This is a genomic window from Pseudomonas sp. NGC7 (assembly GCF_047159675.1).
In the GTDB taxonomy this organism is placed as follows: domain Bacteria; phylum Pseudomonadota; class Gammaproteobacteria; order Pseudomonadales; family Pseudomonadaceae; genus Aquipseudomonas; species Aquipseudomonas kermanshahensis.
Genome location: NZ_BAAFZY010000001.1, coordinates 3,175,064 through 3,200,789, shown reverse-complemented (window position 1 = coordinate 3,200,789; position 25,726 = coordinate 3,175,064). Strand labels below are relative to the sequence as shown.

Below are 25,726 nucleotides of genomic sequence, written 5' to 3'. Positions count from 1 at the left end.
AGGCGCTAAGCGCATTTTTCTGAAGTACTCACTAACGCGTTTCAACGTACCCATGACAATATGACACTAACGTAATAAATATGCCCAGACCGCGCTTTTTGCGGTCTGGGCATTAAGCGTGCTAATACAGACCAAGCAGTTTCGGCGACTTTCTTCTAGTAAACTGGTGATCTTTCAAGCGGTTAGATAGCAAAGTTCCACATTAACCCATTTCTCGACTCTGGAGGAGCGGCGTCTTCATACTCAATCAGCGCCCACAGCCTGGCAGCCTCGGCCATCTCTAGCATATCCACCAGGTCGCAATCGTCGACCTCTCCCCGCCGATGCGCTGCATAGGCCATTTCATCGAGCACCGCTGCGTGCCCATCGGGATCCGCGACCAGTGCGACCTGATCGTTCAGCTCGTCCAGCCAAGCCGGCGGCAAGTCACTTGTCATAATCACCTGCCGCCCGGCACCACCAGGACTGCGCGTACAGCACGCCATCGATCTCTTCCAGCCCGGTAATGTTCATCCCGAGCTGGGCCATGCCGTTCACGCAGGCATCGTGCAGCCGGGGGATGATGTCGGGCCCGGGCGACGGGTTGAACACCCACGCCTGGGTCGAAACCCGGCCCAGCGGCTCACTGTGGTAGTCACCGATGTGGATGTCGGCCCGCAGGGGCTGTACCTTTCGCAGCTGATCGGAAGCAATGGCCACGCCGTGCTCGCGGCGGCGAACGAGGAGGAAGTACATAGCGCACCAATACTGTATATAGATACAGTATCGTATATTGCAGGAAAGACCTGGGCAATCCGTACTGGATAGGTGGCATTCGCTCCAGCTATCCTTGCCCGCCCTAAACACCGGATGAGATATCCATGGAAATTCGCGTTCTGCTGCTAAGTGCTGTAGTGGCCCTTGGTGGCTGTGCTTCGTCGTCAAAAACCTACACGGCCGACGGCCGGGAAGGCTATAGCCTCGATTGCTCTGGCACAGCACGGAACTGGGGTATGTGCCTAGAGAAAGCAGGAGACCTATGCGGCGCGCGTGGGTATGACGTGCTTGAGCGATCTGGCGATCAAGGGGCGATGGTAGGGGCTGGGCAGTACGGGATGTATGGCAGCACTACCCAGACTCGCAACATGCTCATTGCCTGCAAGCATTGAATACAGCCACTCATGTGGTTCGACAGCCTACAAATCCAGGCTTCAATGCAGGGGCGGCAAATCCTTGCCGCGCGCCTTGGCAATTACCCGAAACTGATAGTCGGATACCACCTGGAACAGAGACTCAGCAAGCTGATGTAGGCGTTCCACTTCTTCTGGCGGCGCACCCCGCTCCTGGGCTTGATGATACTCACGCAGGGCATCCATAGCCTGTTGGATCAGTGGCTCGCCGGCCTCTACCATGCCAATGAAGGTGCGCTTGTCCACATCCCTACCTCTGTCAGTTCACGTACGCAGTATAAGACGGCTCGTGGGCTTGGTCAGAAATCCTCGATCAGTCAGAGACTTTCGCTCCACACACCTAGTCGATTAATGTAGGAACGATATGTGCTGTCTATCACATAACGAGGGAATGCATATGTGGAATCGAAATCAGTCGATGGCGCCTGGCGGTGGACGTTACACCGGGCCTGGCGGGGGCATGTATACGGGCCCTGGAGGTGGAGCGTACTCCGGTCCTGGTGGGGGCATGTCAATGGGGCCAGGGGGAGGATTATCGATTGGTCCTGGTGGAGGACTTTCAATGGGGCCTGGCGGAGGGCTTTCGATGGGGCCCCGCGGGGGGCTATCAATGGGGCCAGGAGGTGGCCTATCGATGAGTCCCGGTGGCGGCCTGAGCATGGCATCAGGAGGCGGCTTGTCTATGGGAGCTGAGCCCTACATGAGCAACATCCCACCATGGCCTATTTTTATCCGTGAGCTTGAGAAGCGCGGTCTCCATCAGTACGCCAAGATGATTAGAGATCTTCTTCCTTACCCCGTTTAGCATCTTTCAACGCGTCGTAAAACGCCTCGCAAGTTTGACCTGCTATTTGGGCGCGGTCATAAGCCTGCGCCAGCTCTCCCGCTCGTTCGTCAGCCCGTGCGAGCAAGTCGGAGAGCACCATGGCGGCGCGGGTGGCTGCCATACACTACCTACAACAGTTACCCGGCAACGGGTGGTCTAGTGCAGCGGCGGCAAATCCTTGCCGCGCGCCTTGGCGATTACCCGAAACTGATAGTCGGATACCACCTGGAACAGAGACTCAGCAAGCTGATGTAGGCGTTCCACTTCTTCTGGCGGTGCACCCCGGTCCTGGGCTTGATGATACTCACGCAGGGCATCCATAGCCTGTTGGATCAGTGGCTCGCCGGCCTCGACCATCCCAATGAAGGTTCTCTTGTCCACTGCCGCGCTCCATGTCGGTGAAAGCAAAGTATAGGCACTGGTTACGGCGGCTTCATCCCGTCGGAAACTGCTTCACAGGCCTGCCCAGCTATTCGACTTCGCTCAAGCGCTGCCGCGAGGTCTCCCGCCATTCGGTCAGCCTCTTCAAGCAATCCCCCAAGCACCACGACGGCAGAGGCTCCTGCCTTGCGCTGCTGGGCAGCGATGGTGTCGCAGGTTGCTGATCGGCCAGCGCGCAGTCGGGCGATTTCACCGCGCAGCCCACCAGCAGCAGACTCAGCAACAGCGGCGCGGCCCTGGGCCAGTTCCAGTTTCTGTCGTGCACTCTCACCCTCCTCGTCCGCCAGGGATTGGCGGCGCTGCTCTTCTGTTCTAGCCTGGGCCGCGGCGCGCCGATCGCGGTCGGCAACTTGAAGGCGGTAGTCGGCCAAGGCCTGGGCCGACTTGGCAACCTCCACCATGGCGTTGGCAGTCGCGCCATCGGCCACCACCACCCGGTACTGCTGGCCGCCAGCGACCAGTATCAAGGCGATCAGCCAGCAGCACCAGGCCGGCACAGCGCCAAGCCAGCTCACGCTAGTTTCGCGCCTAGTTCAACCCAGTGATTGATCAGCTTGTCCAGGCGATGCGGGTTCTGGCCGTAGGTATTGCCCGGGAAGCTGGCCCAGATGTTCGAGCACTTGGCGATCGCCTGCTGGATGCGTCCAGCCTTTATGTCGTCCAGCGCCCGGCGCTCCCGGATCTGCTGCAGCGCTATGCGATCCTGATTCTCTGGCGTGAACCCGCCAGCCAGGCGAAGGCTGACTCGGTACGCGTCCCAGTAGCGCTCAAGCAACTGATACCGGCCGGCGGCTGTGCTGGTTACCTGCTTGCCGTTGATTGGGAAGGTCAGCTTGCGCCGCGGATGGTCGGTGTATCCACTAAACAGGGCTCCGCCATACAGCACGTTATAGCCGTCATCGCTCCCTTTGATGGTCGAGGTGCCTTCAGAAAAGGCTATGAGATCCAGAAAGCGCAGGACGCTGGAGCCGCCTACATCGGAAGCAGAGATTTTAGCCATTGTTTCATACCTATACCCATATTCAGATGTCCGCATCAGCTGATGCAGCTAGCGAGGCATTTCATTTTTCTTGGTAAATCGCTACAATTTACGATTTACGATCAAATCCATGGAGCGGTTTAAGTGGCAGTTAGCATTAAGAAGCTCAGCAATTACGAAGACAGCAACGGAAACAAAATCGAATTTCCCGGAACAATCGAAAGCAATGTAAGCATCACGTTTCGGGGCCAAAACAACAAACTAGTAGTGGAAGAAGGCTTCAGAACCGCTAGCCTCACTATTACTTTTGACTGCAATAACGCCACTTGCTTCATAGGAAAGAGCACTTTCAGGGGGTTCATCAGAATCGGCGAAAGCTGCACGATTTCAATTGGACAAGGTGTAACTTGCACAGACAACACCTACATTTCTACTGCAGAGCATTCTTCTGTAATTATTGGAAATGACTGCATGATCGCATCATCCGTGCAGGTGCGCTGTGATGACGCCCATCCTATCTTCTGCGTTAAAACTGGAGATCGGATAAACCTTCCCGAACCAATCATCATTGGAAACCATGTGTGGTTAGGCGCTCGGGCGGCGATCCTAGGCGGAACAGAAATTGGTGAAGGCTCAGTGGTTGGATTCGGCAGCATCGTAAAAGGCGACTTCCCTAATAACTGCGTTATAGTTGGAACACCTGCAAGAGTTGTACGAAAGGATGTCGCTTGGGAAAGACCACATCTAACTCTTAATGAGCCCTACTACAAGCCAAACTCTGACAGCATCACAAAGTCTCAGTACTGGAACGCAACAGTGGCTAAATCTCAGCCCTAAATGTCATGTATATATTTCCAAGCCCGCTGATGTCTTGGAGCTGTCCGGTGCCGCCGTCCACGAAGGTCACCTTGGCGGTACCGTCGTCGCGGTTGTAGCGGCCGCACAAGGCATGCAGACGGCGCCCAATGAGCGTGGTGTTGTCGTCCGTCAGCTGCGCGATCATCAGTGGGTGCAAGCGCATACCGGCGCCGTCGTTGCCGCGCATCTTCACGGTCAGCGAGGCCGTGGCGGCGTCATAGCTCAACCCCTTGATGCCGTCGGCCTGATAGTTGGTATTAAGCGAGGGCACCCCGGAATCGATCAGGATCAGGCCACGCGCCAAGATGCGGGGCGCGCCCAGGTCGGTGTCGCCAATACGGATACGGGGGGTGTGGAACTCAAAGGTGCCGGCGCCCATGGCGGCAAAGTTGCCGATGGCAAACGTCACGCGCAGGTTTTCCGGCGAACTCAGCGGCGTGGTGAAGCTCACCACGTATTCACGCCACTCGGGCGAAGTAATGTCAACGCTGCCGCCACCGCGCCCCAGCGGCAGGTAGTCGATGGCCACCGCGCCGCCGACACCGCTGATCGCCCGCGCAAACAGCTTCATTTCAACCTTAACGCCCGGCCCGACCAACACGCTCTTTTCGTACTTGGTCGACACGCTCGCCGGCGAGTAGATCCGGCCGACACCGTCCGTGATCGAGTAGGTGCCACCCACCCCGACCATCGACGGGATGAAGGTATTCAGATCGCTTGGAATGTTCATTGGGGGACCTTGAGCGAGACGTTGGAAATGATGCGGCGGATGCCGAGTTTGCGGATGGCGGGCAGCTGGCTCTGCCGGTCGACGGTGTACACGCCCCAGTCCACGCCCTTGGAAAAGGCGTAAGCGACGGCCTCGGGGATGGCCAGCGTGGCGTCGTAGTCCCAAATCAACACCAGTTTGCCCAGGTCAACCATCTGGTCGATGTAGCCTTTCACCTCGTCGACGTTGGTGGACACGCCGAGCAGGCCCAGCTCCATGTTGGGGTTGAGTGCGCGGGTCTGCCGCAGAATGTTCATGTTGAACGAGGACATGCAGCAGGCACTGTCCATCTGCGCGTACACGATCATGGCCACCATGCCCACCAGGTCGGCGGTGTTACGGTAACGCTTGAACTCCGGGTAGATGAACGTGCCGGCCGTGCGGGCAATCTCCAGGTACTCGGAGAAGCGCGACAACCGCACGGGCGCGAAGCGGGTGCCCTGCCCGTCCTTCATTTCCAGGCTGTCGAGGTAGGCCGACGTCAGTGTGGTAAACGTGCCGGTGCCCGTGGTCAGGTTGTCCACGGTGGTGTCGTGGAACAGGTAGTACTCACCGTCGGCGCTGACCGCCACGTCACACTCCAGCGCGTCGGCGCCGCTGCTCAGCGCTGACGAGAAGGCCAACGCGGTATTCTGCGGGGCCTGAGTCATGAAGCCACGGTGCGCGACCAGCTCCATGGGCCGGCTATTCTTCTGCTGCATTGAATGCATGTTGAGGGTCTGCAGCAGCTTGATATCACCCTGAACGCCCAAGCCGGATTCGCTGCCGACTTCACCGGCGCCGGTGGGTGCCTTCAAGTCTCCGCGCAAGGCGGCAGTGCCCTCGGCCGACAGCCGCGCCTGCTTGGCCAGACTCGGTACCGGGCCGCTTTCGGTGGCCACGTCGGTCTGGTCGTTGCCGTGCACGTAGGTGTGTTGCTTGAGCGACGCCGCCCTGGAGCGGGAAGCGGCTTCGGCCATCTGGCCGGCATAGGCTTCCAGCGCTGAAACATCGGTCATATTTTTCTCCAGGCAATAAAAAACCCGCCTCAGCGGGTTGTTTGCCGAACCGGCTCTACGCGGTTCGTTTCCACATGTACACGGTCAGGTAAGGCGGCAAGTTGTTGTGCGCCTGGCCGCCGCCGGCATCGCCGGTGTTGGGTATGTCGTTCGGCTTGGTCGCACGCGTGCCGTCATCACCCGAGGCGTATACCGGGCCGGTGGTGCCGGACGGAACGTCCGAGCCCTGCGGCATGGCATGGGCGTGGACCGGCATTTCGGCGCTGCTCAGTACATGGCTGTACTCGCCGCCCGAACCACCAACCGAGAAGGCCCGCACATCGCCCCGGGCGTCGGTGCCGGTGCCTGCACCTATCAGCATGCGGCCGGGCGCCAAGGCCAACCAAGTACCGAAGCCGAACAGCATGGCGGGACTGGTGGCCACGCTCGCGTTCAGGTAGACCGACCCCACCGGATACACCACGTCCAGCATCGTCGGCTTGTTGCCGGTGTGGTACGGCTCGTTGCCCCCGTCAAAGGTCATGCGGCCATTGCCGGTGAAGCGGGCCACCTCGCGGCGGTCGACCAGCAGCACCACATCTGAGCCGTTCTCAGCGGTGCCGCCCGTGGCAAACAGACCGGTATCGCCATCATCGTCAAAGGCATAGCCGACCTCGCTGGCATTATCGCCTGGCAATCCCTTGGCCGTGCGCACGCCTTTGGTGGCCTTGAGCAACCCCGCCAGGGTGCCGCCCGACAGCGGCAGGTAGTCGCCTACCATCTTCTGGATTGCCTGCTTGAGCTGGTCGGTTTTGGTCTTGTCTAGGGCGATGCCGGCGCCGAGCACCACGCCGGCGATTTCCTCCTGCACCATGTTCAGCCACTCCGCCTTGAGCGGCGTGGGTGCTGCCCCAGCGGCTAAGCTGCCGTAACGGAACCCGCCGGCCGCCGACACCAGGTCTGTCCAACTTGAAATCCTGTGCATGCTACATCCCCTCGAACCCAGCCACGGCGGCCGGTAACGCGTAATGAATGGCGTGGAAAAGCTCATCGACCTGGGCGGTAATCGCCTTGACCTGGGCGTGCCCGTAGCCAATCACCACGTCGGTGTACTCGGGCGCCTCCAGCTGCAGCCGGCAGTCCAGGGAAGCCGCCTTGGCGGTGCCATAGGCCGCGAGCGGCGCCGACGCGACCCACGACCACGGCCAGCCGTCGCCGTAGAGGAAATCGCCCGTGGCCGCCACCCCGACCCGGGCCGGGCGATACTCTTCGATTTCGATGGTCAAGCCGAGTCGGGTGGCCAAGCGCCGGTAATAGCTCAACTGCGGCGCGCCGCTCGCGGTCAGCTTGTCGATGACCGTTTGCCGGCGCTCTTCCAGGGTCTGCGACCCCGACACCGTGCAAGCATCGGGAAGGCCCAAGTAGGCCTCCCAGTCCGGCAGCAGCACGGTGGCGGTGGCCGGGTTGAATTCCAGCAGCAGGGCTTCGGCATCGGCGTCGACCCGGGCCAGCTCGGGGGCCAGCGCGGCCAGCAGCTGCGCCCAGTCCGGCTGCTGCTCCAGGTCGAACGCCGGGCCGGGGGGCAGCAGTTGCTGCAGCGTCTGCAGGTAGTCCGCTTCGCGTGCGACCGTCATGGCGGTCACACCGTGCCGTCTAGCACTTCCGCTGGGTCAGTCTCCGGCTGCGGCGTTTCGACCGGCGCCTGTTCCAACTCAGCCACGCGGGCCTGCAGTGCCTGGTTGGCTTCCAGCGCTTGCTGCAGCTCGGCGCTGGTGGCCTGTTGTTGTTGCTCCAGCTCGATCACGCGGGCCTGCAGCACTTGATTGACCGCCAACGTATCAAGGGCTGCCGATTCGACGTATTGGCCCAGCAGTGCAAGCGCCTCGGCATTGCCGGCGACCAAAGGCGTTGGTAACCCTTCCTTGGCGCCGAAGACTTCACCGTCACGGCGGAAGCGGGTAATAGTCATGTAATGGGCGCCATAGCTGCCGTCCTCTTGGACGCGCACGACGATTTCGTACAGGGAAGTTTGTTCGCTGAATTCAGCCATAGTTAGCTCACTACTGTATCGGTGTTGAGAATTTTCCAAGCCGTCGTGTGCGACTTGCAGGTTTTGGTGCCACCGGGGGCGTCTGTCACTTCGATCAGATAGCCAGGATAGAGCGCGGGATCAGGCATCGTTGCGGTGGTGTACTGGCCGATGCGCAAAGCCCCGCTCAGGCGCGCAGGCCCCGAAACGGTCAGCTTGTCCGAGCCGCTTTGTGTGGTGGTGCCGATCCGCAGATCGCCGTTCATGTAGTTCGGCGCGTTGCCGGCGGCGTACACGTTCCAACGCTCATAGCCGGACTGCAGGGTTTGGTTTAGGCGCGCAGCACAGGCCATGGTGACGGCCGTGCTGGTCACCGAGTCCATGCGGAACCCGTCGTGCTCCGTTACCGTCACATTGGCCCCCAGCCCGGGCGCGATTGACGTGAAGTTCGCCGTCAGTGCGACAACGGCGGGCGCTGCCTGGGCGGCCAAGTTCACCACTCCACCATAGGCGCTACAGAACGACACGACCCCGTAAGTACCCGCCGAGAACATGCCATACTGACTACCTGCGGCGGGCAACGCAGTCGGGGTGCCGCGCAGGTTGACCAAGAAGCGGTCCACCGGGGCGGCGCCGACGCCCAGGCTGCCCCCAAGCGTGAGGTTATCCAGCGGCATCTGCGCTACCGGCACTTTGCCCATGGCATCCAGCGCGGCGACGCCATTAGCCGCGCCGCGCTGGGTGCTGGCCAGCTTGCCGTCCAAAGCTCCCTGCAGGCCACTTACCGTGCTGATCGCTTGAGACCCGGTGTGCGTGGCCCGGTCGCGCAACTGCGCGTCGGGGGCGTTGATCAGCTCCCACGCCGTGCCGGTAGAACGATAGGAGCGAATCCCGGTATACCCGTCATCCGCATCAAGGATGTAGTTCGGGGTCAGGCTGGGGTCCGGCAGTGTGTCCACCGTGTACTGGCCCAAACGCATGGGGCCGAACAGCGTCAGCTTGGTGATGAACGCCTCTCGCCAGCGCTTGAGCAAGGCGCCCAGGTCAAAGCCGTTGTCTTCGCCCGGGTTGAGCCCGTTGGTGAAAATCTCGGCCACCTTCAAGCCCACTTTGGACGTGGCATTGAGCGCGGCGTAGAACCAGATGCGGGTCGCGGCGGTGAACGCCGTGCTACCCCCGCCGACGATTACCAGGTTGGCCTCCTGTGTGCTGGTCTGCTGCAGCACCAGGATATCGGCCTGGCTGCTGTCGCGGTGCGGCGTCAGGATACGGCCGAACACATCGCCATTCGCCACAAAGCCATTGCGCAGGTAAGCGCTGCGGGTGCCCAGCAGCTCGGTGGAGTTGACCTTAAGGTTCACCCAGTACGGCGCGAATTCTTTGGCCGACGTCCACACCACCACCAGAAAGGCTTCGTTGTTCTGGTTGAACACCTCGACCCGACTTGACGTTGGGAACTCAATCACCCCCATCGGCGCGATGCTGACCGCCGACGAGTACCAGGTGAACCGTGGCATCTGCAGGTCGGCCATGTAACGCAGGATTTGCTGCAGGGTGGAAAACACCGCCCCGGTGAACGGGTCGTACATCCGCCCGTCAGGGCCGCGCGGGAAGATGCCCGTCAGTGCCCGGTCCATGCTGAACGGCGTGTAGGGTTCGCTAATGTCGGCATAGCTGGCACCCTGCGGGTCGTACTCGGTGACCAGCAAAATGCCGCCAGTGTCCGCGCCGGGGCTGCTCGGGCGCGCCGTCAGCAAAAGGTGGCTGATAGTGCCGTCCGGCCGCAGGCTCAGGCCTTCCGATTCCATTCGCACACAGTAATGACCCTCGGCCGCCAGTCGGTCGACCAGCTGATCAGCGCGTACCGTGCCGTACTCCAGCAGTGAGCCATCCAGCCCACAGGCGGCCACCCCCACGGCAGCCACCGGCATGGACACCGGCCCGTCTGTTTCAGGGATGTAGGAGCCACCCAGGCCGAATATCACGCGGCCGCCCTGCAGCACCACGCCCTGAGATTTCGGCACGTAGTTGTAATGGGCGTTGGTCGGCAGCTGCCAGCCGACAATGTTCTTGGCAACGTAGAATTCACTGCAACGAACAAAGTTCTTGTCGTACACCAGCCAGCGGGTGCGGGAACCTTCCGTGCCCATGTCGACCTGCAGCTGCTCGATGATCCAGCGGCCACGGTCATAGGCGTACTGCAGGCCAACCCCGGTAAGGCCGGTGCTGACCCCCGCCACGGTGGCGCCGTTGGTGGGCAGCACGCTGATGTCGTAGGCATGCAGCCCATCCGTGCCGGCCTTGTTGTACAGCCGGCGAACGCCGTTTTCGGCAATGATCACCAGGCTTTCACCGCCTGGGGCGATCAGAAACCAACCACCGTACGCGCCGTTGGCCTCGTACCAGGCAATGACCGCTCGGCTGCCGTTGGCATACTTGATGTAGATCCGGCCTTGTTCGTCGTAGCAATGGCCTTGAGGGTAGATATTGCCCTGGCTGGGACTGCCAACCGACTGGAACGCCGACACGTAGTCGGGGAACAGCTGCGGCAACGCCAAGAACACCGATTTGCGAAACACCGCGTCGCGGGTGCGGCCCAGCACATCCACCGCCTGTTGGGCCTTGGTCATGTCCTCCGCGCTGGCCTTGGCATCCAGGGCTTGCCGCTGCGCGGTGCTGACCGGCTTTTCCGCGTCCGAGGTGTTGTCGATCTTGGAAAGGCCCAGCGAGCCCTTGATCTGGCTTTCAGATTGAGCGCCGAGCAGCGACCGGATAGGTGTGCTCCAGGCCGAAATGATCGCTTGGCGCATCCCTCGCAAGGTCTGCTTCTTGGTGCCTGCGCCCTGTACCGTCGGATACAGGTCATCCTCCGAACTTTCATTGGCAGGGTCCAATGCGGAGATCGGCTTGTAGTTTTCCATGGTTACTCCGTGAGCAGAGCGAAGCCGTCTTCGGTCGCAAGTTGTTTGCCGTCTTCCAGCAGAAGGGTGTTAAGCCAGCTCATCGTCCCCAGCACCCCGACTTCATTGGCCGCCAACATCACATCGCTGGCCGGCTGGCTCATCACGTAGTCTTCTTCGGCGGGGGTGTTGCTGATGGCCGCGCGGATGTGGGAAATCCGCAGCACCTGCCCGGGGCCGCCCTCTTCCAGAATCAGGTCAGCCAGCGCCGCGCTGACCGATTCGCGCAGGGCGGTGCTGTCCGGCACCAGACGCATGTTGAAGTTGATCGGGCGACGGGCCGGCGCCAGTGCGTACACCTCGGCCGTGACAGGGCGCTTCTTCTCAAGATGCGCCTGCATTTCATCCACCTGGGCTTGCGTGGGGATGAAGTCGGGATCGCCGTCACGCACGAAGGCCAGGCCAAAGGTGCCCGGCCCCATCCAGCGGGGCAGCGCCCAGGCCCGGGTAACACCTGGAATCTCCAAGGCCCATTCCACAAAGTCGTCACCGTTGCCGACCTTGCTGGGGTTCTTGAAGGCCGCTTGGACCCGCGCGCGCAGCGGCTCGGTTTCTTCCTGATCGGTACCGCCGACAATGCCGCCGTTACTGATAACGGCCGTCGAGTTGACCCCCAGCACCGGCCGGGTGGCCGTGAGGCTGCCGGCCTCGATGTTGCCCGAGGCCCCAACAGCCTCTGCTGCCAGCTTGAGGGTGGCGGACCCGCCGACGATCACGGCGGTTTCAGTCACCGCATACCGGCGCCCATCGCTGGACTGGTACACCACCCCGACGTCCACCAGCGCGCCGTTGGAGCCGGTGACCACCGCGCTGCCTTTGGCGGCCGTGGCATCGTTGGGGCCGCCTTCCAGACGCCACTGCGCCCAGCGCCGCAGCATCTCATCGCCACAGGTGGCCGGGCTCGACTGCAGGGCAATCCAGCGCAGGTACCCATACAGCTCAAACGCCGTACCACTCAGCGCACGGGCCGCCACCTTGGCATCAGACCGGCGCAGGGCATCCGGGGCGTTACGCTCAAAATCGGCTTCGGTGCGGGCGATCAGCGCGGGTAACGTGGGGATTTCATACGGCATTGATCAAGCTCCAAGTGTCCTCAAAAGCCAGCTTCAAGGTTTCGCCGTTGGCCTCGGTCAGCACCACCTGCAGGTTGACCCGCTCGATGCCTTGCCGCTCGACCGTGACCGTAACGGCCGTCACGATTCCATCGTCGGTCATCCAGCGCAGCGCTTCTTCGGCGTAGTCGCGGGCGTCCTTGAGGGTGTCCGGGGTAATGGTGCGGCGGCGCAACAGCCACAGCCGGGATCCGATCTGATCGCCCACCACCGTAGGCGCGCAGTCGCCCCACCAGCCCTGCAGGTCAGCGTCATCCACGGGGTCGTCTGCAGCGGCCCGACGCCAGGTGAATAGGCTGATGGTCACCGAGCGCCGCAGCAGGTCTTCGCGCGTCATGGCGCACCCCCTACCGGCTTATTGGTGCTGCCTTGGCCGTTGAGCACGTTGTCATGGACGTGCTCAATCTGGCTGATGCCGCCGGCCACCTGATCCCCGGCCGACTCGATGCGGCCGGTAGTACGGATGACCGGCGTGTCAAAATCGACCGACTCGCCGGCCTTGACCTTGAGCGTCATGGTGTCGACCTCGATCACGCGGCCGCGCCTGAACACCAGGCTGTCACCTTGGTCGGTGTACAACGCCACTTCGCCGGGTTGCAGGCCCTGCAGGCGAAAGCGCCGGTCTGACACCATGATCACCACGCCGTGACTGCGATCACTGATGAAGCCCACCAGGGCTTCGGCTCCAGGCAAGGGGCAGGAAGTTAGGCCGTAGGGTTCCAAGTGCTCGACGTCGTCTTTCACCTCGCCGGCCGTGATGCGCAGCTGCAGGGCCTGCAGCTTGCGCGCCGAGTTGGCCAGCACGACCACGCCGCGAGCCAGCACGCTCGCTAAGGGGTTTCTCATGGCTTGTAGTCCGCCGGAATGAGGTATTCAAAGTTGTCGGTTTTCTTGCCCTTCTTGAGCTTGCGGCTCTCGTAGGCATCGTTCGGCTCAGGCAGGAAGCCATCAGGCGGGGCCACGGTCATTTTCGTGAGGGTGCCCGACTCGCCCAGCTCGTAACTGATTTCGCTGATGAGCATGTCGCGCTCCAGTCCAATCATCGGGTCGATCACCCGCACAATCATGTTGTGCCGCCACAGCTCGCCGGTGCTCTGCCGCCAACCCTGCACGGTGTAGTTGAGCGTCATGGCCTTGCTCAGGGCGTTGGCCCGCTCCCACTGCACGCGGTCGCGAGCCATCTTGTCGGTCAGCTGCCCCGACTGGCTGATCACCTTCACCCGCCGGCGGGTCACCCGGTCATCGTCTAACCGCGCCTCGACCTCAGAGGCCGCCACCCCGAACGAGTCGTCGGTACCGCTGCGCTGGCCGCGACTGATGTACTCGGAAAACACGTTGGAGAAGTCCAGGGCGGTGTCACCAGTGAGAATGTTCTTGCCCAGTTCCAACGCGTCGACCGCAAGGCCGGCGGTGCCCGGGGAGGCAATTACCAGCCGGCCCCGGCCATCGTCCGTGCTGAACAGTCGGGAGAGCGTCAGCAAGCGGTCGATACTCTCGAACGCGGTTTCGCCGGGCTCGATGGTGTGATCATCCAGGCCCAGCGTGACCGTGGCCTCGTTGATAACCTTGATGCCGTATTCACCGGCCAAGGCTTCCACGATTTTCTGCACGCTCTGCCCGCGCCACTGGCCCGGCGAGTTGATCGCCGCGCAGTCCACCAGGTCGGCGGTTTTCGAGCGCCCGGCAATGCTCAGGGTGATGGTGGCCGCGTCATAGCTAATCGGCGTGCTGAACACATAGCCTGTCAGCAGCAGGTCCTGGCCAATGCGTACCTCGACCTCTTCACCCTGGCGGATGCGCACCGGCTCATCGTTACCGCCGGGCCACTTCCAGGTGACCGACACCGTGAAGTCACGCGCTTGGCGCTCCAGCCCGGCACTGATGCTGACGTCTTTCCAACCGGCGTAGTCGTGCCCGCCAACGCTCAGGGTGACGGTGTTATCTGGCTCCATGGCTTAACTCTTGGCGACTTGCAGTTCTACGGCAGGCACAAAGCCCGGGTGGCGAATCGCATTGCGCGAGACGATTTCGGCGCTGCGCAGGGCATCGCCGTACAGGCGGTGGGCCAGGACCAGCGACGACACCGTTAGCCGCGGCTGATACGGGCGCAGCCAAACCCCGCTGCGGGCCACTTGGGTCAAATGCCGATCCAAGGCCAAACGAGCGTCACTGAACGCGCCGAAGTGCTCCGGGGTACTTTCCCCCGCAACAACCCACATCGCCTCACTGATGGCGTCCCTGGCCGCGATAATGTCATCCGCTATCGGAACCCCTGCGACCATCGCGCCGGCGGCGTCGACTGTCGCCCCTTGCTGCTCAAGCTGAACGCTCAACGCCGCCGGCTGCGCGACGGTCTGGACGCTGGCCACCGGAACTTCGGCCATGTTCAACAGCAGGTCGACCACGGCCGCGTCCTGCACCAGGCCAATGACTGCGGACTGGATCAGGGCAATGTCAGGATCATCGGTCGCGGGCCGCTCGGCAGACAGCGCCACGATGGCCTGCGCCTTGCTCTTGGACGCATGCAGCGAACCACTTGACCCGTACCCACTGAACCAGCGTTCAACGCTCGCCAGATCGCTCAGCAGGCTGGCTGCCAAGGCGTCGGGGGCATTGATGACCGACTGCACGAACGCTCCCACATCGGCCACCAGGGACGTCAGCGGCTTGAGGAAGTTGATAGCGAAGGCATAGGCGCTGGAAATGGCCCGGCGCACCTTGTTGACTTGCTGTCGCGCCCAATTGACCTTGGCCATTACCGCGTCAAAGCGCGCCTTGATCCTCTCCAGCAAGCTCGGCACATGGGCAATCAGCTGACGGCGGGTATTCACCGTCTGCACCGGGAAGGTCAACATGCCGTCGATGAACGACAAGTTGAACCGCACCATGCCCAGCTCATTGCGCGCATGGGAGATTTCACACTTGCCGGCCGTGACGGTCAGCCGCCCAAACCAGGGGTGTATCAGCTCACCCGGCCCGGGCTTGTCCAGCGCGTCCAGCAGGCGGTCACGCTGGGCGATGAAGTCGCTGCCAGCCACGAAGCCTTCAAACTTGTATTCCCGCGTTTGCCGGCCCATGTCCTCGACCATGGGCTGATCGCGCTTCGGGTACTCATGCAACTGGGTACGCCGGCCGACCGGCACACTGTCGCTGTCGACCAGAAAAGGCACGCCGCGAAACGAGGCCTCGCGGCGCAAATCACGCCATTCACTCATTGCGAACCTCCCATGGTTCGGCGGCCGACGTTCTGCGGCGTTACGGTCACGCCAGGTTGACTGCTCTTTGCCCCCTCCAGCCGCGTGCCCGGCGGTGCGCCCTCAAACAGCACACGCAACTCACCGTTCAACTGGGTCTTGCCGGCTGCCGCCGAAGACTGCCGCAGCAGCGAGCCCGGATCGGGCAGTTGACCCGGCGCTTTCAGCAGCGCACCGGGGGTGATGCCGAATTGCTGGGCGCGTTGCTCCTGGGCGGCCTTGACCTTCACGCCGGCATTAGCCACCAGGAAATCACCCGTGCCACCACCTTCACCCGCATTACGGCGCCTCTGCGCTTCGGCCATTTGCGTCACCTTGGCGGTGATGCCTGGCCCGCCATCCTCCATGCCCATGAACTTCAGCAGCGGCTCAATGTAAGGCTTTATGCCCACCCACAGCTTCTTGAACCAGGCACTGATTGGCCCCCAGTACTTGATGATCTGACCTAATGGCGTCCATTCGAAAAAGGTCTTCATCATGTCCATCACTGGCACCGCCGCCGCCCGGATCAAATCCCACAGCGCAGTGAAGAACGGCCCGACCTTCTCCCAGTTGGCGACGATCAGACCGGCCGCTGCCGCGATGCCCACGGCGATGAGGCCGATTGGCGTTGCCGCAAAGGCCACGCCTAACAAGCGAGTGACCACCATTGCAGCAAACACCGCTGCCCTCAGTGCGGTGAACGCTGCCCCGGCAATGACGATGCCACGCACCAGTTGCGGGTTATTGCGCACCAAATCCGCTACCTGCGATATCCAGGGGCGTAGCTGGTCAACCACCGCATTGATACCCGGCAGCAAAGCATTGCCGACCTCCCGGGCGACACTCATCACACTGCCACGCAACAGTTGCATGTTGTTGGCCGTGGTAGCCGCCCGCGAGGAATATTCGCCCTCCATGGAGCCCGCGTATTTAGAGGCGTCCCCGACCTTGGCCAAGTTGCCCTTGAGCAGATCCAAGTTGGTCAGCAGCGGCGCAATCGCGGTGATGGACTCGGTACCGAACAATTCGGATAGAATTCCCGCCTGCTTGTCCTTGTCGATGGTTTTGATCCGATCGAGGATATCCAGCACCGCGCCTTGGGCATCGTCCTGCATGGCTTTGGATACCATCTTCGAGTCCAGCCGCAGCGCCTTGAAAGCGTTGGCCTGGGCCTTGGTGGCCGCCGATCCCTTGGTCATGGCCAGCATGAAGTTCTTGATACCGGTAGCGGCCACGTCCTGCTCAACGCCCACCCCAGCCATAGTCGCGCCCAGCGCGGCAATCTGCCCCGACGCCAGACCGGCAATCTCGCCCAGTGGACCGATGCGGGTGACGATGTCGGAAATCTGTTTGGTGTTGGCCGGGCCGGTGTTACCCAAGTAGTTGATCTTGTCGGCCAGGGTTTCAACATCCCCTTGCGTCAGTTTGAAACTGGTCCGCCACTTGGCCATCATGTCGCCACTTTCATCGGCGGTCTGATCAAAGGCAATGCCCATCTTGACCGCCGCTTCAGCAAAGCCCAGCAGCTCATCACGGGCAATTCCCGATTGACCGCCGGCCGCGACGATCTTGGCAATATCTGTCGCGGCCATGGGTAAGCGCTCGGACATCCGGCCGATGTCGTCGCCCATCTTCTTGAACTGGTCAGGCGTATCGAAGTCGACCACCTTGCGCACATCGGCCATCTGCGACTCAAAGTCGATGGCCGCGCGCGCACCGGCAATGAACGGGGCCGCCATGGCCCCACCGGTAACAATATCGCTCCAACCGATCTTGCCGAGGCCGGTGCTTTCCAGGTTCTTGCGGAACGCGGAAATGTTTTTGCGCACGCCCGCCAGGGTCGGTGACAGCTTGTCGACGCCTGTAATAAGCGCCTTGAGCTGGAACTTGTCAGCCATCCTCCCCCCTCAGCGTTTCCGCTATGCGCTGGCTGTGCATGACGGCCTCCAGAACCACGTCCAACGTCCGGCCCATCACCTGCTCAGGGTCTGATTTCCAGACCCATGCGAGGTCGTAGGCAACCGCAATCAGGCCGTCAACGTCGCTGACGCCGGCGTCAAGAAAAAACGAGCCACCACCCAGGCGGCGGTGTTCAGGTCGGAAATATCCAGCTGGTTGACCGACGACGGCGGGATATGGCCGCACACAGCGATGTACTTGGCCGCCACGTCCATGTCCAAGGAGACCGAGTCGTCGCCGTCAATCTTGTAGGGCAACACTTTGAGCTGACGCACCTCTACAACGGTGGGCCGGCGCAGCTCCAACTGGGTCACTTCCACACCGTGCGCCGTAATAGGCGCGGACAGCTTGATCACTTCTTTCATTGCCACACCCCCTTGGTGCCTTCCCAACGGAAATCAATGGTGCCGTCATCGCCCTTGGCGGCCGGCTCTTCCACGATGTACGCGCCGGACAGTACGTAGACCCAGCCATTGCCAAGCTCGGCGGTGACGGTGGCGTCAGTGGCCGCCATCAGCTGCGCGATTGGCAGGTCAGGGTCAGCGACCACAGTGGCCACCACGTAGCCCGGCAGGTCTTCTTCCTTGAAGAAGCCCGGCGCGACGGTTTCGCGCTTTTTGTCACTCAGCGGGGCCTCGACCCCACCCGTCACGGTGAACTGGGTTCCGTCTACCTTGATGTAAACGGTGCCCGCGACTTTCTTGCCCATGGGCGTCTCCTACAAAAACGCCCGCACATTGGCGGGCTTTGGTGGATCGGTTTGACTTACACCTGATACTGCAGGCGGAACTGGTACTGCAGGGCGAACACCCGCAGCTGGTTCACCAGGTCCGGCGGGTACAGCACGTTCACGCGGGTCGGATCGGTGGTGGAGCGCTCCACCACCAAGTACTTGGCGAAGGCGTCGGAGTTCTCCGCGATGCCCATCTGCTCAAGGATGAAGTAGCCGGCGATCAGTTCCGCGCGGATCACCGCCGGGGTGACGATGGCCTGACCGGCGCCGAAGCGCGTACCGTCGTTGGCCAGCTTGTGCCGGCCGTACTTGCTGGTAATCCGGCCCTTGAGGGAACGGATGATGTAGGCCGACTGGTGCAGCGTTTCGCTGTCCAGATACGAGTTGTCGGTCTGCCCGTACTCGTTTTTCTGGTAGGTGGTCACGGCGCGCTCGATGCGCTGGGCACCACTTTGCGCGAAGGCCGTGGCAATGCCGTGGCTCAACAGCGATTGGCGTTCGGTCAGCATGAAGCGCTCGCCCGCCGGCGCCGGGGTGATGCCGTTCAGCTCACCGGTTTGCGTCGGCCGCGCCGGGTCGGCCGAGATATAAACGGCTTGCCGCGCCGCGTACGCGGCCACCTGCCGCCATACCGGGTCCGGGCATGACTTTTCAAAGCCGTACACGGTGACGTGCGCGTCGTTGCGGGTGTCGCCCAAGGCAACCAGCTCGCCCAGCGTGCCGCGCACGCCCGTGTAGACGTGGCCATACAGCTGCCGCGACCAGCTCCAGCGGCCGCTGCTGTCGTTCATCAGCGACTTCCAGGCATCCAGCGAGGTGGCATCGGCCCACGGCCCGCACAGGAATTCGAAAGGCTCATCCCCCAGCAGCGCGATGGCGGCCGCCAGATCAGGTGTACCCACGCCGCCGGCCAGCGCCGTGATGGTAACGGTCAGCCCAGCCGGGGTGATTTCGCCATTGGCGCGTCCCTGCCGGTTCAGCTGCAGCTGAATGTCGTTACCGCTCAGGCCCGCCCAGCGGCAAGTCAGGGTGACTTCACCGGCCGCCGCCACCGCCGACACCGACAGGCCGGCCGCGTTGACCGCTGCAGCGATGGCCGTGGCGGTCGCCGCTGCCGTGGCGCCATTGGCGATGGTGGCTCGCACAAGCTGCCCGGCTACATACAGGTTGATCTGCCCGCCGGCAGTGGCGGTGCCCGTGACGGCCACCTTGCCGGTCGCCTTGGTGCCGGTGACCTTCACCGGCAGGCACCACACCTCCCCGGCCGGGTCGATGGCACGCCAGGTGTCGTACATCTCGGCCAGCATCGAGCCGACGCCGCCGATGCTCTTGGCCAAGCTCAGGCTGGGGACCAGCGTCAGCTTGCCGATTTCGGCGGCCACGGCGTCATCGTTGACCTGACCGACGATCAGCCGCGGCATTGCGCCGGTGGCCGTGTTGGCCTGGCTGTTGTCGACCTCGGCATAGAACAGCGGCACCTTGAGGTCGCTGGGAATGCTGTTGAAACTGACGGCCATTATTCAGCGCTCCCGATGGCGGCCTTGGCCTTCGCCTTGGCGGGTTTTTCGTCGGTCACGTCGCCATCGTTCAGGCGGCGCTGCCAGTAGATATCGAGTTCCACGGTGCGCCCTTCGGCCGGCACCGCATCGCCCATGGCCGGGTCGGGCGTGACGCGCCCGTCTACCGGATACACGGTGATTAGAGTCATGGGGTTACCCTTGTGGTAGTTCGGTGGAAAAGCGCACGTCGACTCGACCATCTGGCCCAGGCGAGGTGTGGTTGGGGTCTTTCGGATCCAGGCTGTCCAGGCTGAAGTCGATGCCCTTCAGCGGCGGGAGGCCATCAAGCTCGAACTCGTGCCAGGTTTCAGCGGGCTCACTGCCGCGGTTGCGGCCCAGCTGGAAGCCAGCCGAGAAGCTGAAGCGGTAGACCACCCGCGCACGGTTGATCAGCACCAATCCGCCGCCGTCGTAGACGATGGGGTCGTACTCGTCACCAGGTCGCCAGCCGACCAAGGCCCGCCACAGCTCTTTGCGAAAGTCATGCAGCAAGTCGGCGGCCTGCTGGCCGCGCTCGTCCTTGGTGTCCATGGCGAACACCACCTCAAAGCGATCCTCGATATCCTGAGTGACCGCGTTCTGCGCCTTGTTCTCGCCGGCTTTGTCATCAGCGGCGATCACATAGGCCGAGGGGTTCTTCAGCAGCGTGGACGAGCTAACGGCATCGAGGTCGATGCCGCCCGAAATCCTGTCAGCCAGGCTCGGGCAGTACTCGCGCAAATGCGCGATCACGGGGGAGATTTTCATACTGATTACCGGCCCGAAAGGCCTGATGGTCAGCGCAACGCGGCGGCGAAGGCTGCTTTGAGGATCGACTGGACCTGCTCTTTTTCGTCCTGCAGGGCGTCTTCCATGTAGTTCGCCCGTGGCGCGATGCGCCATCCGCTTGCAGCCCGCTCTGCGAGAGCTGCGGCACGTTCGCCCTTACCGCGGCGCTTGCCGGATGTGAGCCCACGAACGCGAGACCCTTGCTTCACGCCGTAATGCAGGTAGGTCGGGTAGTAGTCCTTCATGGACGAGGTCTTTCGCGGCGCAATCTTCACCAGGAAACCAGCCCGGGAGACCTTGAACGTGATCGACTCGACGGTCCTGCCGGTTCGGCTGACCGGGTAGTTGTCTTGTCCACGGGCCAAGGCCAGGTTCAGCTGGGCACGGCGGCTGACCAGGCGACCAGCCTTGCGCATCCCTTTCCTGATCTGTTTCTTGTCAAAGATCTCACGCCCGAACTGGTCGAAGCCCTCGATGTGCAAGTAGCCGTCGACGGAAGCCGAGTTAGCCATAGATCCCTCCTCCTGCCTGCTGCTGGCCGAGTTCTTCAACTTCGATCAGGGTGAAGCGCTTCCCTGCCCCCCAGGGGGCGCAGCGCTTGACGCGGTAGATCACGCCGCCCGCCACCACCTCATGCGAGGTCGTGACGCCGCCCAGCAGTCGAACCCACATCCGATGTGTGATGTGTCGTCCGTTTGGACACTGTCGGTGTAGACCGCTGTGCCGACGGCGCGGATCTTGGCCCAGCGGTGACGAGGCTGAGTGAATACCGCATCCAGATCTGCGTCCTCAACAGGCAGGTCTTCGCGCAGCCGAATAGTGATGCGCCGGTCCAACTCGCCGGATTCCGGCTCGCGTGTGCCTATCGAGCTAGCCATGCTCAGAACCTCGGCGGAACAGTGATATCCGCCAGTAAGTGGTCGACAAACCCCGAAGGAACCTCGGTCAGCGTTTGGCCAACAATCAACAGCCCGCGTTGGGCGAATGCCGTTTCGGCAGCCATCAGCAGCCAGCTCACAACCCCAGGATGCGCCTGCAGGTCAACGCCTGCACGGTAGCGGATGCGCAGACGGCCCTCAGGTCGGCCGCCGGGAAATGCCAGGTAGCTTTCCTTGCCACCGTGAATGAGCTCAACTGCACCTGTGAACTCCACCGGTGCGCCGATAGCGCCGAGGAGCAAGACGGATTCGACAGCGACCGCCTGGCCGACATCCAGAAAGTGACCTGACGGATAGTGCGCCGGCCATTCTTCTTCGTAGAGCGCCTCTCGTATTGCCGCGCCCGTCCTCGACTCCCCCTGTGCTGTAACGCCTGGGATGATGATCTGATTGATCAGCTCGGGCTGCAGATCTTCTGGCTCAGCGCGGCACTGAAAGGCCACCTGCTCCAATGTCAGCACGGGCGCCCCCGTGTAAGCGATGCGGCGTGCCATGATTAAGGCTTGCCGTCAGAGTCCGCTGAGTCATCAGACTTACCCGCAGCGCCGGTAGCGTCGCCACCATTATCTTTGCCTGGCGCGGCAGCGGAGCCAGTGTTAGGTTTGGCTTTCTTCGCCTGCTTGCCCGCTTCGCTGGCATAGCCCGCCTCAATGAGCCCTTCGGCCACATTTGATTCGAAGCCAGCAGTTTCACCAGCGGCATAGCCGCGCCAGTTTTTGTCAAAAGTAACAATTACTTTGGTCATGAGGTGCTCCTGGAATTTGGAAAGGAGTGCCCGGCGGACCGGGCGTACTGCGTTACAGGGTGCTACCCCATTTGACACCGGTCATCACTGCGACCGATTCAACGTGGCGCGGCCCGAAGTCGTGCTTGGCGATTACGCGGACGAGGGTCTGATCGCGTTGGAATGCACTGATCACGTTGCCGCTGCCGTCTTTGTAGGTGGCTTCCTTGCTGAAATCGATGACCATGGCATCGTCTTCACCGATGAAGCAGTCGGCAAAGTCCGCGAAGTGGATCTCCGAAGCATCGCCCTCGGCCCCCAGGTTGATGGGGATCTGAGTAGTCGAGCCGACTGGGAAGCCCTTCAGCATGTTCTGATCCAGCTCCGGGTAAGCCTTGTTCCCGTTGCCATCACGCAGCGCAGCCAGCCAGCGCTTAGTCCGGGGCGCCATGACAAACCCCGGTGAGGTCATGTTGGAGTTGGCGTTCTCCAAGCGCAGAATCAGGGCGGACAGCGCCAACTCAACTGCTTCCAGGGTTACAGCTGCCGGCGCTGCGAACACGTTGAAGGCCGGCGCCCAAAAACGCAGGCCCTTGGGCAGGTTGCCGGTACCAGCACCGCGCAGGAAGGACAGGTCTTCTGCCAGGGCTACCGAGGCGGTGAGATCATTCACTACCAGGCGATCCACGTTCGGGTTGGTACCCGAGTACCCCAGCAGGTCATTGCTGATCGGAACAAGAGCCGCCAGCTTCTTCGACGACAACTTGAGGTCATCGAACTGCATATCGGTGGCAGGCATATCCTCCTCAGTACCGATGTACCCCACCACCGCACCGCCCTTGATGCGCGGAACAGTGAGGTTGCCATTTTCTAGTGGCAGCGAAACCGACCCGAGCTTGCGAACCACCGACTTTGGCCGGAGCAGCTCGATGACTTCGCTGGAGAAACTCTGCGGCACCAGCACCCCGCCGGCGCCCGGCGTCACGGTGCTAAGCGCCATGGCGATTTCAGGGTTGTAGCCCGAGTCGGCGGCCAACTTCGCGGCTGCCTGTTGATCGCCGCGGGAAGCGGCCAGCACGCGGACCATCTGCGCCATGTTGGCACCCGGCACCGGCTTCGCTGCAAATGGACCGCTGATACTGCCGGGCGGGCCGTTCAGCCCTTGAGCGCCTTCGTTCACGGGGACCGCACTCGCGGTCGCCATACGCTCGGCCGCCTCAGCGCGCGCAAGCTTCTCCGTCAGCTGATTGAACTGGGTGCTGAGCTGCTCGAACTGGGAGAGCTGTTCTGCGCTCAGTGCGGTACCGGCCCCCTCCAGCTGGGCCAGGGCCTGGATCTGACCATTGATGGTGGCGCGTTCGCTACGCAGTTGAGTTACGAGGGACATACTGCCTCCTGGGCATAAAAAAACCGCCGTTAGGCGGTCGTGGTCACTGCCGCGAACGCGGTCAGAGTTGAGACTGAATGGCGAAGGCCGTAGCCCTCACGCTGATGCGCTGTTGTGGCTGTGCGCCTTGGCGCTGCGCGCGACTAAGGGCGACCGCACGCGAGAGGTTGTCTACCGCAAGCTGCGGCGACTCCAGGCGATCTGCCAAGCCAATCGCGATGGCGGATGAACCGCGATAGCAGGCAGCCTCAGTGGCGATGATGTCGCCGACGTCGCGGCCTCGGTATTCGGCAACGTGGGTCGTGAACAGCTGATAGCTCTCCTGCACGACTTCGTTCAGCACCTGCAAAGATTGCTCGGTAATAGGTTCGTTCGGGCTCAGGTCATTCTTGTGCGCGCCGGCAAAGACTGTCGTGACCTTTACCCCCATGCCTTCGATCATCTTCGAGCGGTCCATGTGGCTGGCCACTACTCCGATGGAGCCCACGCCGGAGGTCATGCTGACCACGACCTCGGTGCAAGCAGACGCAATCAGGTAGCCCCCGGAGTACGCCATGAAGTTGACCAGGCCGGTGATTGGCTTGATCTTGGTTGCCGCGCGAATGTCGGCCGCCAGTTCGAAGGCGCCGACCGCGCTGCCGCCTGGGCTGTCAATGTCGAGCACAATGTGCTCGACCATGGGGTCAGCAATCGCCTTGTTCAGGGCTGCTCGCAGACCTTCGTAGCTGGTCATGGTCTCGCAGGCGTTCAAGTGGCTACCGCGGCTAACAAGCACGCCATGAACGGGGATCACTTCGATACCTGTCTGGGCAATGGCGGCGCGCCGTTGCTCTTCACGGCGGCCCTGCTCGGCCTGGTAGTCATCGTCGTCATAGAACATCGATGGGTTGGCTGCAGCCCCGCCCATGTTAAGGTTGACGATGTTCAGGCTCATCGTCTGATTGGCCCAGCGCACTGCCAGGTCCAGCATGTCGGGTGTCGTCAGTAGCGGCTGATTGAACAGCAAGCTGGCAGCGCGCAAATGTCGTTTCATGCGGCAAGCATCCTCAGGATGTCGTCACGCTGCTGTTCCAGCTGGGCGCGGACGTTTGGGTTATTCATATCGGGCAGGCCGTTGGCCACGTCGGTCATGTTGAGCGGCTGCAGATAGCTGTCGCCGTTGGCAACGGGCGGCATGTTTTCCAGGCGCCGGATGTCGTTGATCGACAGCCACCCCCACTGCCTGCCAATTGCATAGGCGTCGTAGCGGCTTTTCTGGTCGCCACGCAGCAGGCCGGACAGGTTGAACTCGATGAAGTAATCCCGCCTCTCCGACGGCAACAGGAAGTCGCGCATCATGGCCTGCTCGTGGCGCTTCACCCAGGGCATCAGGGCGAAGATCACGTACTGGATCAGCAGCTGTTCAAGGCTGTTGTAACTGGCCTTCTCCAGCTCGTTGATCATGTGCGGCGGAATCTTGTAGATCCGAGCGATGTCGAGTCCGGTGGCCTTGAGAATGCCGAGCAGCTCGGCGTCAACGTTGTTCATCGACACGGCCTTGAAGGTCATGCCTTCCTGCAGCATCGCGACCTTTTTCGCGTTGTCGATACCTGAGAACTTATTGCCCCACTGATCAAGGATGCGGTCAATACTGGACTGTTCCTTGATCGGCGGCGCCTCTTTCGGGCGCTCAATGACACCACTCACCGCAGTGCCGTTGGCAAATGACTTGCCCGCGTACTGTCTTACCGCCTGCGCCAGGCCGACGGCATCGGCATGCAGCTCAACGGGAGACAGGCCGGTGTAATGATTTTTTGTGTGCCAGCGCACATGATGAATCAGTCGCATGGGCAACGGATCGTGCCCGCCAATACGGTAGACAGGACGTAGGTCGCCGCCCTTGAGCACCACCACCTTGTCGTTTCGCAGCGGATACAGGGCCTTCACCGAACCGTCGTCGTTGCGTTCGATGAAGCTGTAGCAGTTCCCTCGCAGCCCCAGGGCGAGCTGGCCGGATTCTCGGTACTCATAAGGAGTTTGCCAAGGGTTTGGCTGATAACGGAGAACATCATAGAGCGGATGGGACGTAGCCGACTCACGCTTGCCATCACCCAGTCGGCGATACAACTCAAGCGGCAACTGACCCACGCTCTCCGCCAGCAAGGTGACGCAAGTTTGCAAGACGGTAATGGCTAGCGCCGTATCCGGCGTAACCGTCACCCCCGCGGCCGAACGACTAGAGCCGATCAAGCCTCGCCAAAAGCCCCCGCCGCTATCCGAAACCAGCCCTTCACTGCCGCCGAGAAGATTGCTGAAGAACATG

Annotated in this window: 31 protein-coding genes and 1 pseudogene; 1 reads left to right on the top strand and 31 read right to left on the bottom strand. The window is 62.0% G+C overall.

Annotated features, from left to right (window positions below; translation table 11 throughout):
• Window positions 1-182: 182 nt before the first annotated feature.
• The 7 genes and pseudogenes from ACMCNM_RS14570 to ACMCNM_RS14540 form a co-directional block, all read right to left on the bottom strand.
• Window positions 183-437: a hypothetical protein gene (locus ACMCNM_RS14570; protein ID WP_412764720.1), complete on the bottom strand. Its 255-nt coding sequence runs from the start codon at window positions 435-437 to the stop codon at window positions 183-185.
• The gene (locus tag ACMCNM_RS14565; protein ID WP_412764719.1) at window positions 427-735 is read right to left on the bottom strand and encodes a hypothetical protein; all 309 of its coding nucleotides are present in this window, start codon (window positions 733-735) and stop codon (window positions 427-429) included. Before ACMCNM_RS14565 ends, ACMCNM_RS14570 begins: the two co-directional genes overlap by 11 nt.
• A 455-nt stretch (window positions 736-1,190) precedes the next feature.
• Window positions 1,191-1,415, bottom strand: a complete 225-nt coding sequence (locus ACMCNM_RS14560) for a hypothetical protein (RefSeq protein WP_412764718.1) — start codon at window positions 1,413-1,415, stop codon at window positions 1,191-1,193.
• Window positions 1,416-1,945: 530 nt separating this feature from the next.
• Window positions 1,946-2,113: pseudogene (locus ACMCNM_RS14555) on the bottom strand (DUF2514 family protein); the annotation flags it as partial.
• 38 nt (window positions 2,114-2,151) lie between these two features.
• Window positions 2,152-2,376: a hypothetical protein gene (locus tag ACMCNM_RS14550; RefSeq protein ID WP_412764717.1), complete on the bottom strand. Its 225-nt coding sequence runs from the start codon at window positions 2,374-2,376 to the stop codon at window positions 2,152-2,154.
• Between the two features lie 41 nt (window positions 2,377-2,417).
• Complete coding sequence (locus tag ACMCNM_RS14545) at window positions 2,418-2,951, bottom strand: DUF2514 family protein (protein WP_412764716.1); 534 nt, start codon at window positions 2,949-2,951, stop codon at window positions 2,418-2,420.
• A complete protein-coding gene (locus ACMCNM_RS14540; RefSeq protein WP_085273413.1) occupies window positions 2,948-3,436 on the bottom strand; it encodes a glycoside hydrolase family protein in 489 nt (162 codons plus the stop codon). Before ACMCNM_RS14540 ends, ACMCNM_RS14545 begins: the two co-directional genes overlap by 4 nt.
• A 123-nt stretch (window positions 3,437-3,559) precedes the next feature.
• Between ACMCNM_RS14540 and ACMCNM_RS14535 the strand changes: the two genes are divergently transcribed.
• Entirely contained in the window at window positions 3,560-4,252 is a 693-nt protein-coding gene (locus ACMCNM_RS14535; RefSeq protein ID WP_186680453.1) for an acyltransferase, read from the top strand.
• Here ACMCNM_RS14535 and ACMCNM_RS14530 read toward each other — a convergent pair.
• From ACMCNM_RS14530 to ACMCNM_RS14415, 24 genes are all read right to left on the bottom strand, one after another.
• Window positions 4,236-5,003, bottom strand: coding sequence for a hypothetical protein (locus tag ACMCNM_RS14530; protein WP_412764715.1), 768 nt, complete (start codon window positions 5,001-5,003; stop codon window positions 4,236-4,238). The two genes, ACMCNM_RS14535 and ACMCNM_RS14530, sit on opposite strands and share 17 nt — an antisense overlap.
• Window positions 5,000-6,040, bottom strand: coding sequence for a glycerophosphodiester phosphodiesterase (locus tag ACMCNM_RS14525; protein WP_412764714.1), 1,041 nt, complete (start codon window positions 6,038-6,040; stop codon window positions 5,000-5,002). Before ACMCNM_RS14525 ends, ACMCNM_RS14530 begins: the two co-directional genes overlap by 4 nt.
• 55 nt (window positions 6,041-6,095) lie before the next feature.
• Window positions 6,096-7,004 (bottom strand): phage tail protein, encoded by a 909-nt coding sequence (locus tag ACMCNM_RS14520; protein WP_412764713.1) that lies wholly within the window; start codon window positions 7,002-7,004, stop codon window positions 6,096-6,098.
• 1 nt (window position 7,005) lies between these two features.
• Window positions 7,006-7,653, bottom strand: a complete 648-nt coding sequence (locus tag ACMCNM_RS14515; protein WP_412764712.1) for a putative phage tail protein — start codon at window positions 7,651-7,653, stop codon at window positions 7,006-7,008.
• Between the two features lie 5 nt (window positions 7,654-7,658).
• Window positions 7,659-8,069 carry a hypothetical protein gene (locus ACMCNM_RS14510; protein ID WP_412764711.1) on the bottom strand — a complete coding sequence of 137 codons (411 nt, stop codon included), beginning with the start codon at window positions 8,067-8,069 and terminating at the stop codon, window positions 7,659-7,661.
• Between the two features lie 2 nt (window positions 8,070-8,071).
• Complete coding sequence (locus tag ACMCNM_RS14505; RefSeq protein ID WP_412764710.1) at window positions 8,072-10,969, bottom strand: hypothetical protein; 2,898 nt, start codon at window positions 10,967-10,969, stop codon at window positions 8,072-8,074.
• 2 nt (window positions 10,970-10,971) lie between these two features.
• Window positions 10,972-12,081: a baseplate J/gp47 family protein gene (locus ACMCNM_RS14500; protein WP_085273420.1), complete on the bottom strand. Its 1,110-nt coding sequence runs from the start codon at window positions 12,079-12,081 to the stop codon at window positions 10,972-10,974.
• Complete coding sequence (locus tag ACMCNM_RS14495) at window positions 12,071-12,457, bottom strand: phage GP46 family protein (protein WP_085273421.1); 387 nt, start codon at window positions 12,455-12,457, stop codon at window positions 12,071-12,073. Before ACMCNM_RS14495 ends, ACMCNM_RS14500 begins: the two co-directional genes overlap by 11 nt.
• A complete protein-coding gene (locus tag ACMCNM_RS14490; RefSeq protein ID WP_412764709.1) occupies window positions 12,454-12,966 on the bottom strand; it encodes a phage baseplate assembly protein V in 513 nt (170 codons plus the stop codon). The genes ACMCNM_RS14495 and ACMCNM_RS14490 overlap by 4 nt, the downstream gene beginning before the upstream one ends.
• On the bottom strand, window positions 12,963-14,072 hold the full coding sequence (locus tag ACMCNM_RS14485; RefSeq protein ID WP_412764708.1) for a phage baseplate assembly protein: 1,110 nt from the start codon (window positions 14,070-14,072) through the stop codon (window positions 12,963-12,965). Before ACMCNM_RS14485 ends, ACMCNM_RS14490 begins: the two co-directional genes overlap by 4 nt.
• Before the next feature lie 3 nt (window positions 14,073-14,075).
• Entirely contained in the window at window positions 14,076-15,335 is a 1,260-nt protein-coding gene (locus ACMCNM_RS14480; RefSeq protein ID WP_412764707.1) for a DNA circularization protein, read from the bottom strand.
• Window positions 15,332-17,254 (bottom strand): phage tail tape measure protein, encoded by a 1,923-nt coding sequence (locus ACMCNM_RS14475; protein WP_412764706.1) that lies wholly within the window; start codon window positions 17,252-17,254, stop codon window positions 15,332-15,334. Before ACMCNM_RS14475 ends, ACMCNM_RS14480 begins: the two co-directional genes overlap by 4 nt.
• A 129-nt stretch (window positions 17,255-17,383) precedes the next feature.
• Window positions 17,384-17,680 (bottom strand): phage tail assembly protein, encoded by a 297-nt coding sequence (locus ACMCNM_RS14470; protein ID WP_412764705.1) that lies wholly within the window; start codon window positions 17,678-17,680, stop codon window positions 17,384-17,386.
• Window positions 17,677-18,024 carry a phage tail tube protein gene (locus ACMCNM_RS14465; RefSeq protein WP_186680421.1) on the bottom strand — a complete coding sequence of 116 codons (348 nt, stop codon included), beginning with the start codon at window positions 18,022-18,024 and terminating at the stop codon, window positions 17,677-17,679. The genes ACMCNM_RS14470 and ACMCNM_RS14465 overlap by 4 nt, the downstream gene beginning before the upstream one ends.
• Before the next feature lie 56 nt (window positions 18,025-18,080).
• A complete protein-coding gene (locus ACMCNM_RS14460; protein WP_412764704.1) occupies window positions 18,081-19,565 on the bottom strand; it encodes a phage tail sheath subtilisin-like domain-containing protein in 1,485 nt (494 codons plus the stop codon).
• Window positions 19,565-19,756: a DUF2635 domain-containing protein gene (locus ACMCNM_RS14455; protein ID WP_412764703.1), complete on the bottom strand. Its 192-nt coding sequence runs from the start codon at window positions 19,754-19,756 to the stop codon at window positions 19,565-19,567. The genes ACMCNM_RS14460 and ACMCNM_RS14455 overlap by 1 nt, the downstream gene beginning before the upstream one ends.
• 4 nt (window positions 19,757-19,760) lie before the next feature.
• Window positions 19,761-20,354 (bottom strand): hypothetical protein, encoded by a 594-nt coding sequence (locus ACMCNM_RS14450; RefSeq protein WP_186680411.1) that lies wholly within the window; start codon window positions 20,352-20,354, stop codon window positions 19,761-19,763.
• A gap of 29 nt (window positions 20,355-20,383) precedes the next feature.
• Window positions 20,384-20,887, bottom strand: coding sequence for a hypothetical protein (locus ACMCNM_RS14445; protein ID WP_412764702.1), 504 nt, complete (start codon window positions 20,885-20,887; stop codon window positions 20,384-20,386).
• Complete coding sequence (locus ACMCNM_RS14440; RefSeq protein WP_412764701.1) at window positions 20,880-21,047, bottom strand: hypothetical protein; 168 nt, start codon at window positions 21,045-21,047, stop codon at window positions 20,880-20,882. The genes ACMCNM_RS14445 and ACMCNM_RS14440 overlap by 8 nt, the downstream gene beginning before the upstream one ends.
• 208 nt (window positions 21,048-21,255) lie before the next feature.
• The gene (locus ACMCNM_RS14435; protein WP_186680402.1) at window positions 21,256-21,807 is read right to left on the bottom strand and encodes a hypothetical protein; all 552 of its coding nucleotides are present in this window, start codon (window positions 21,805-21,807) and stop codon (window positions 21,256-21,258) included.
• 2 nt (window positions 21,808-21,809) lie between these two features.
• Window positions 21,810-22,058: a hypothetical protein gene (locus tag ACMCNM_RS14430; RefSeq protein ID WP_189674502.1), complete on the bottom strand. Its 249-nt coding sequence runs from the start codon at window positions 22,056-22,058 to the stop codon at window positions 21,810-21,812.
• A gap of 52 nt (window positions 22,059-22,110) precedes the next feature.
• On the bottom strand, window positions 22,111-23,424 hold the full coding sequence (locus tag ACMCNM_RS14425) for a phage major capsid protein (protein WP_412764700.1): 1,314 nt from the start codon (window positions 23,422-23,424) through the stop codon (window positions 22,111-22,113).
• A gap of 61 nt (window positions 23,425-23,485) precedes the next feature.
• Entirely contained in the window at window positions 23,486-24,457 is a 972-nt protein-coding gene (locus tag ACMCNM_RS14420) for a S49 family peptidase (protein ID WP_412764699.1), read from the bottom strand.
• The gene (locus tag ACMCNM_RS14415; RefSeq protein WP_275751580.1) at window positions 24,454-25,725 is read right to left on the bottom strand and encodes a phage portal protein; all 1,272 of its coding nucleotides are present in this window, start codon (window positions 25,723-25,725) and stop codon (window positions 24,454-24,456) included. Before ACMCNM_RS14415 ends, ACMCNM_RS14420 begins: the two co-directional genes overlap by 4 nt.
• Window position 25,726: the final 1 nt, after the last annotated feature.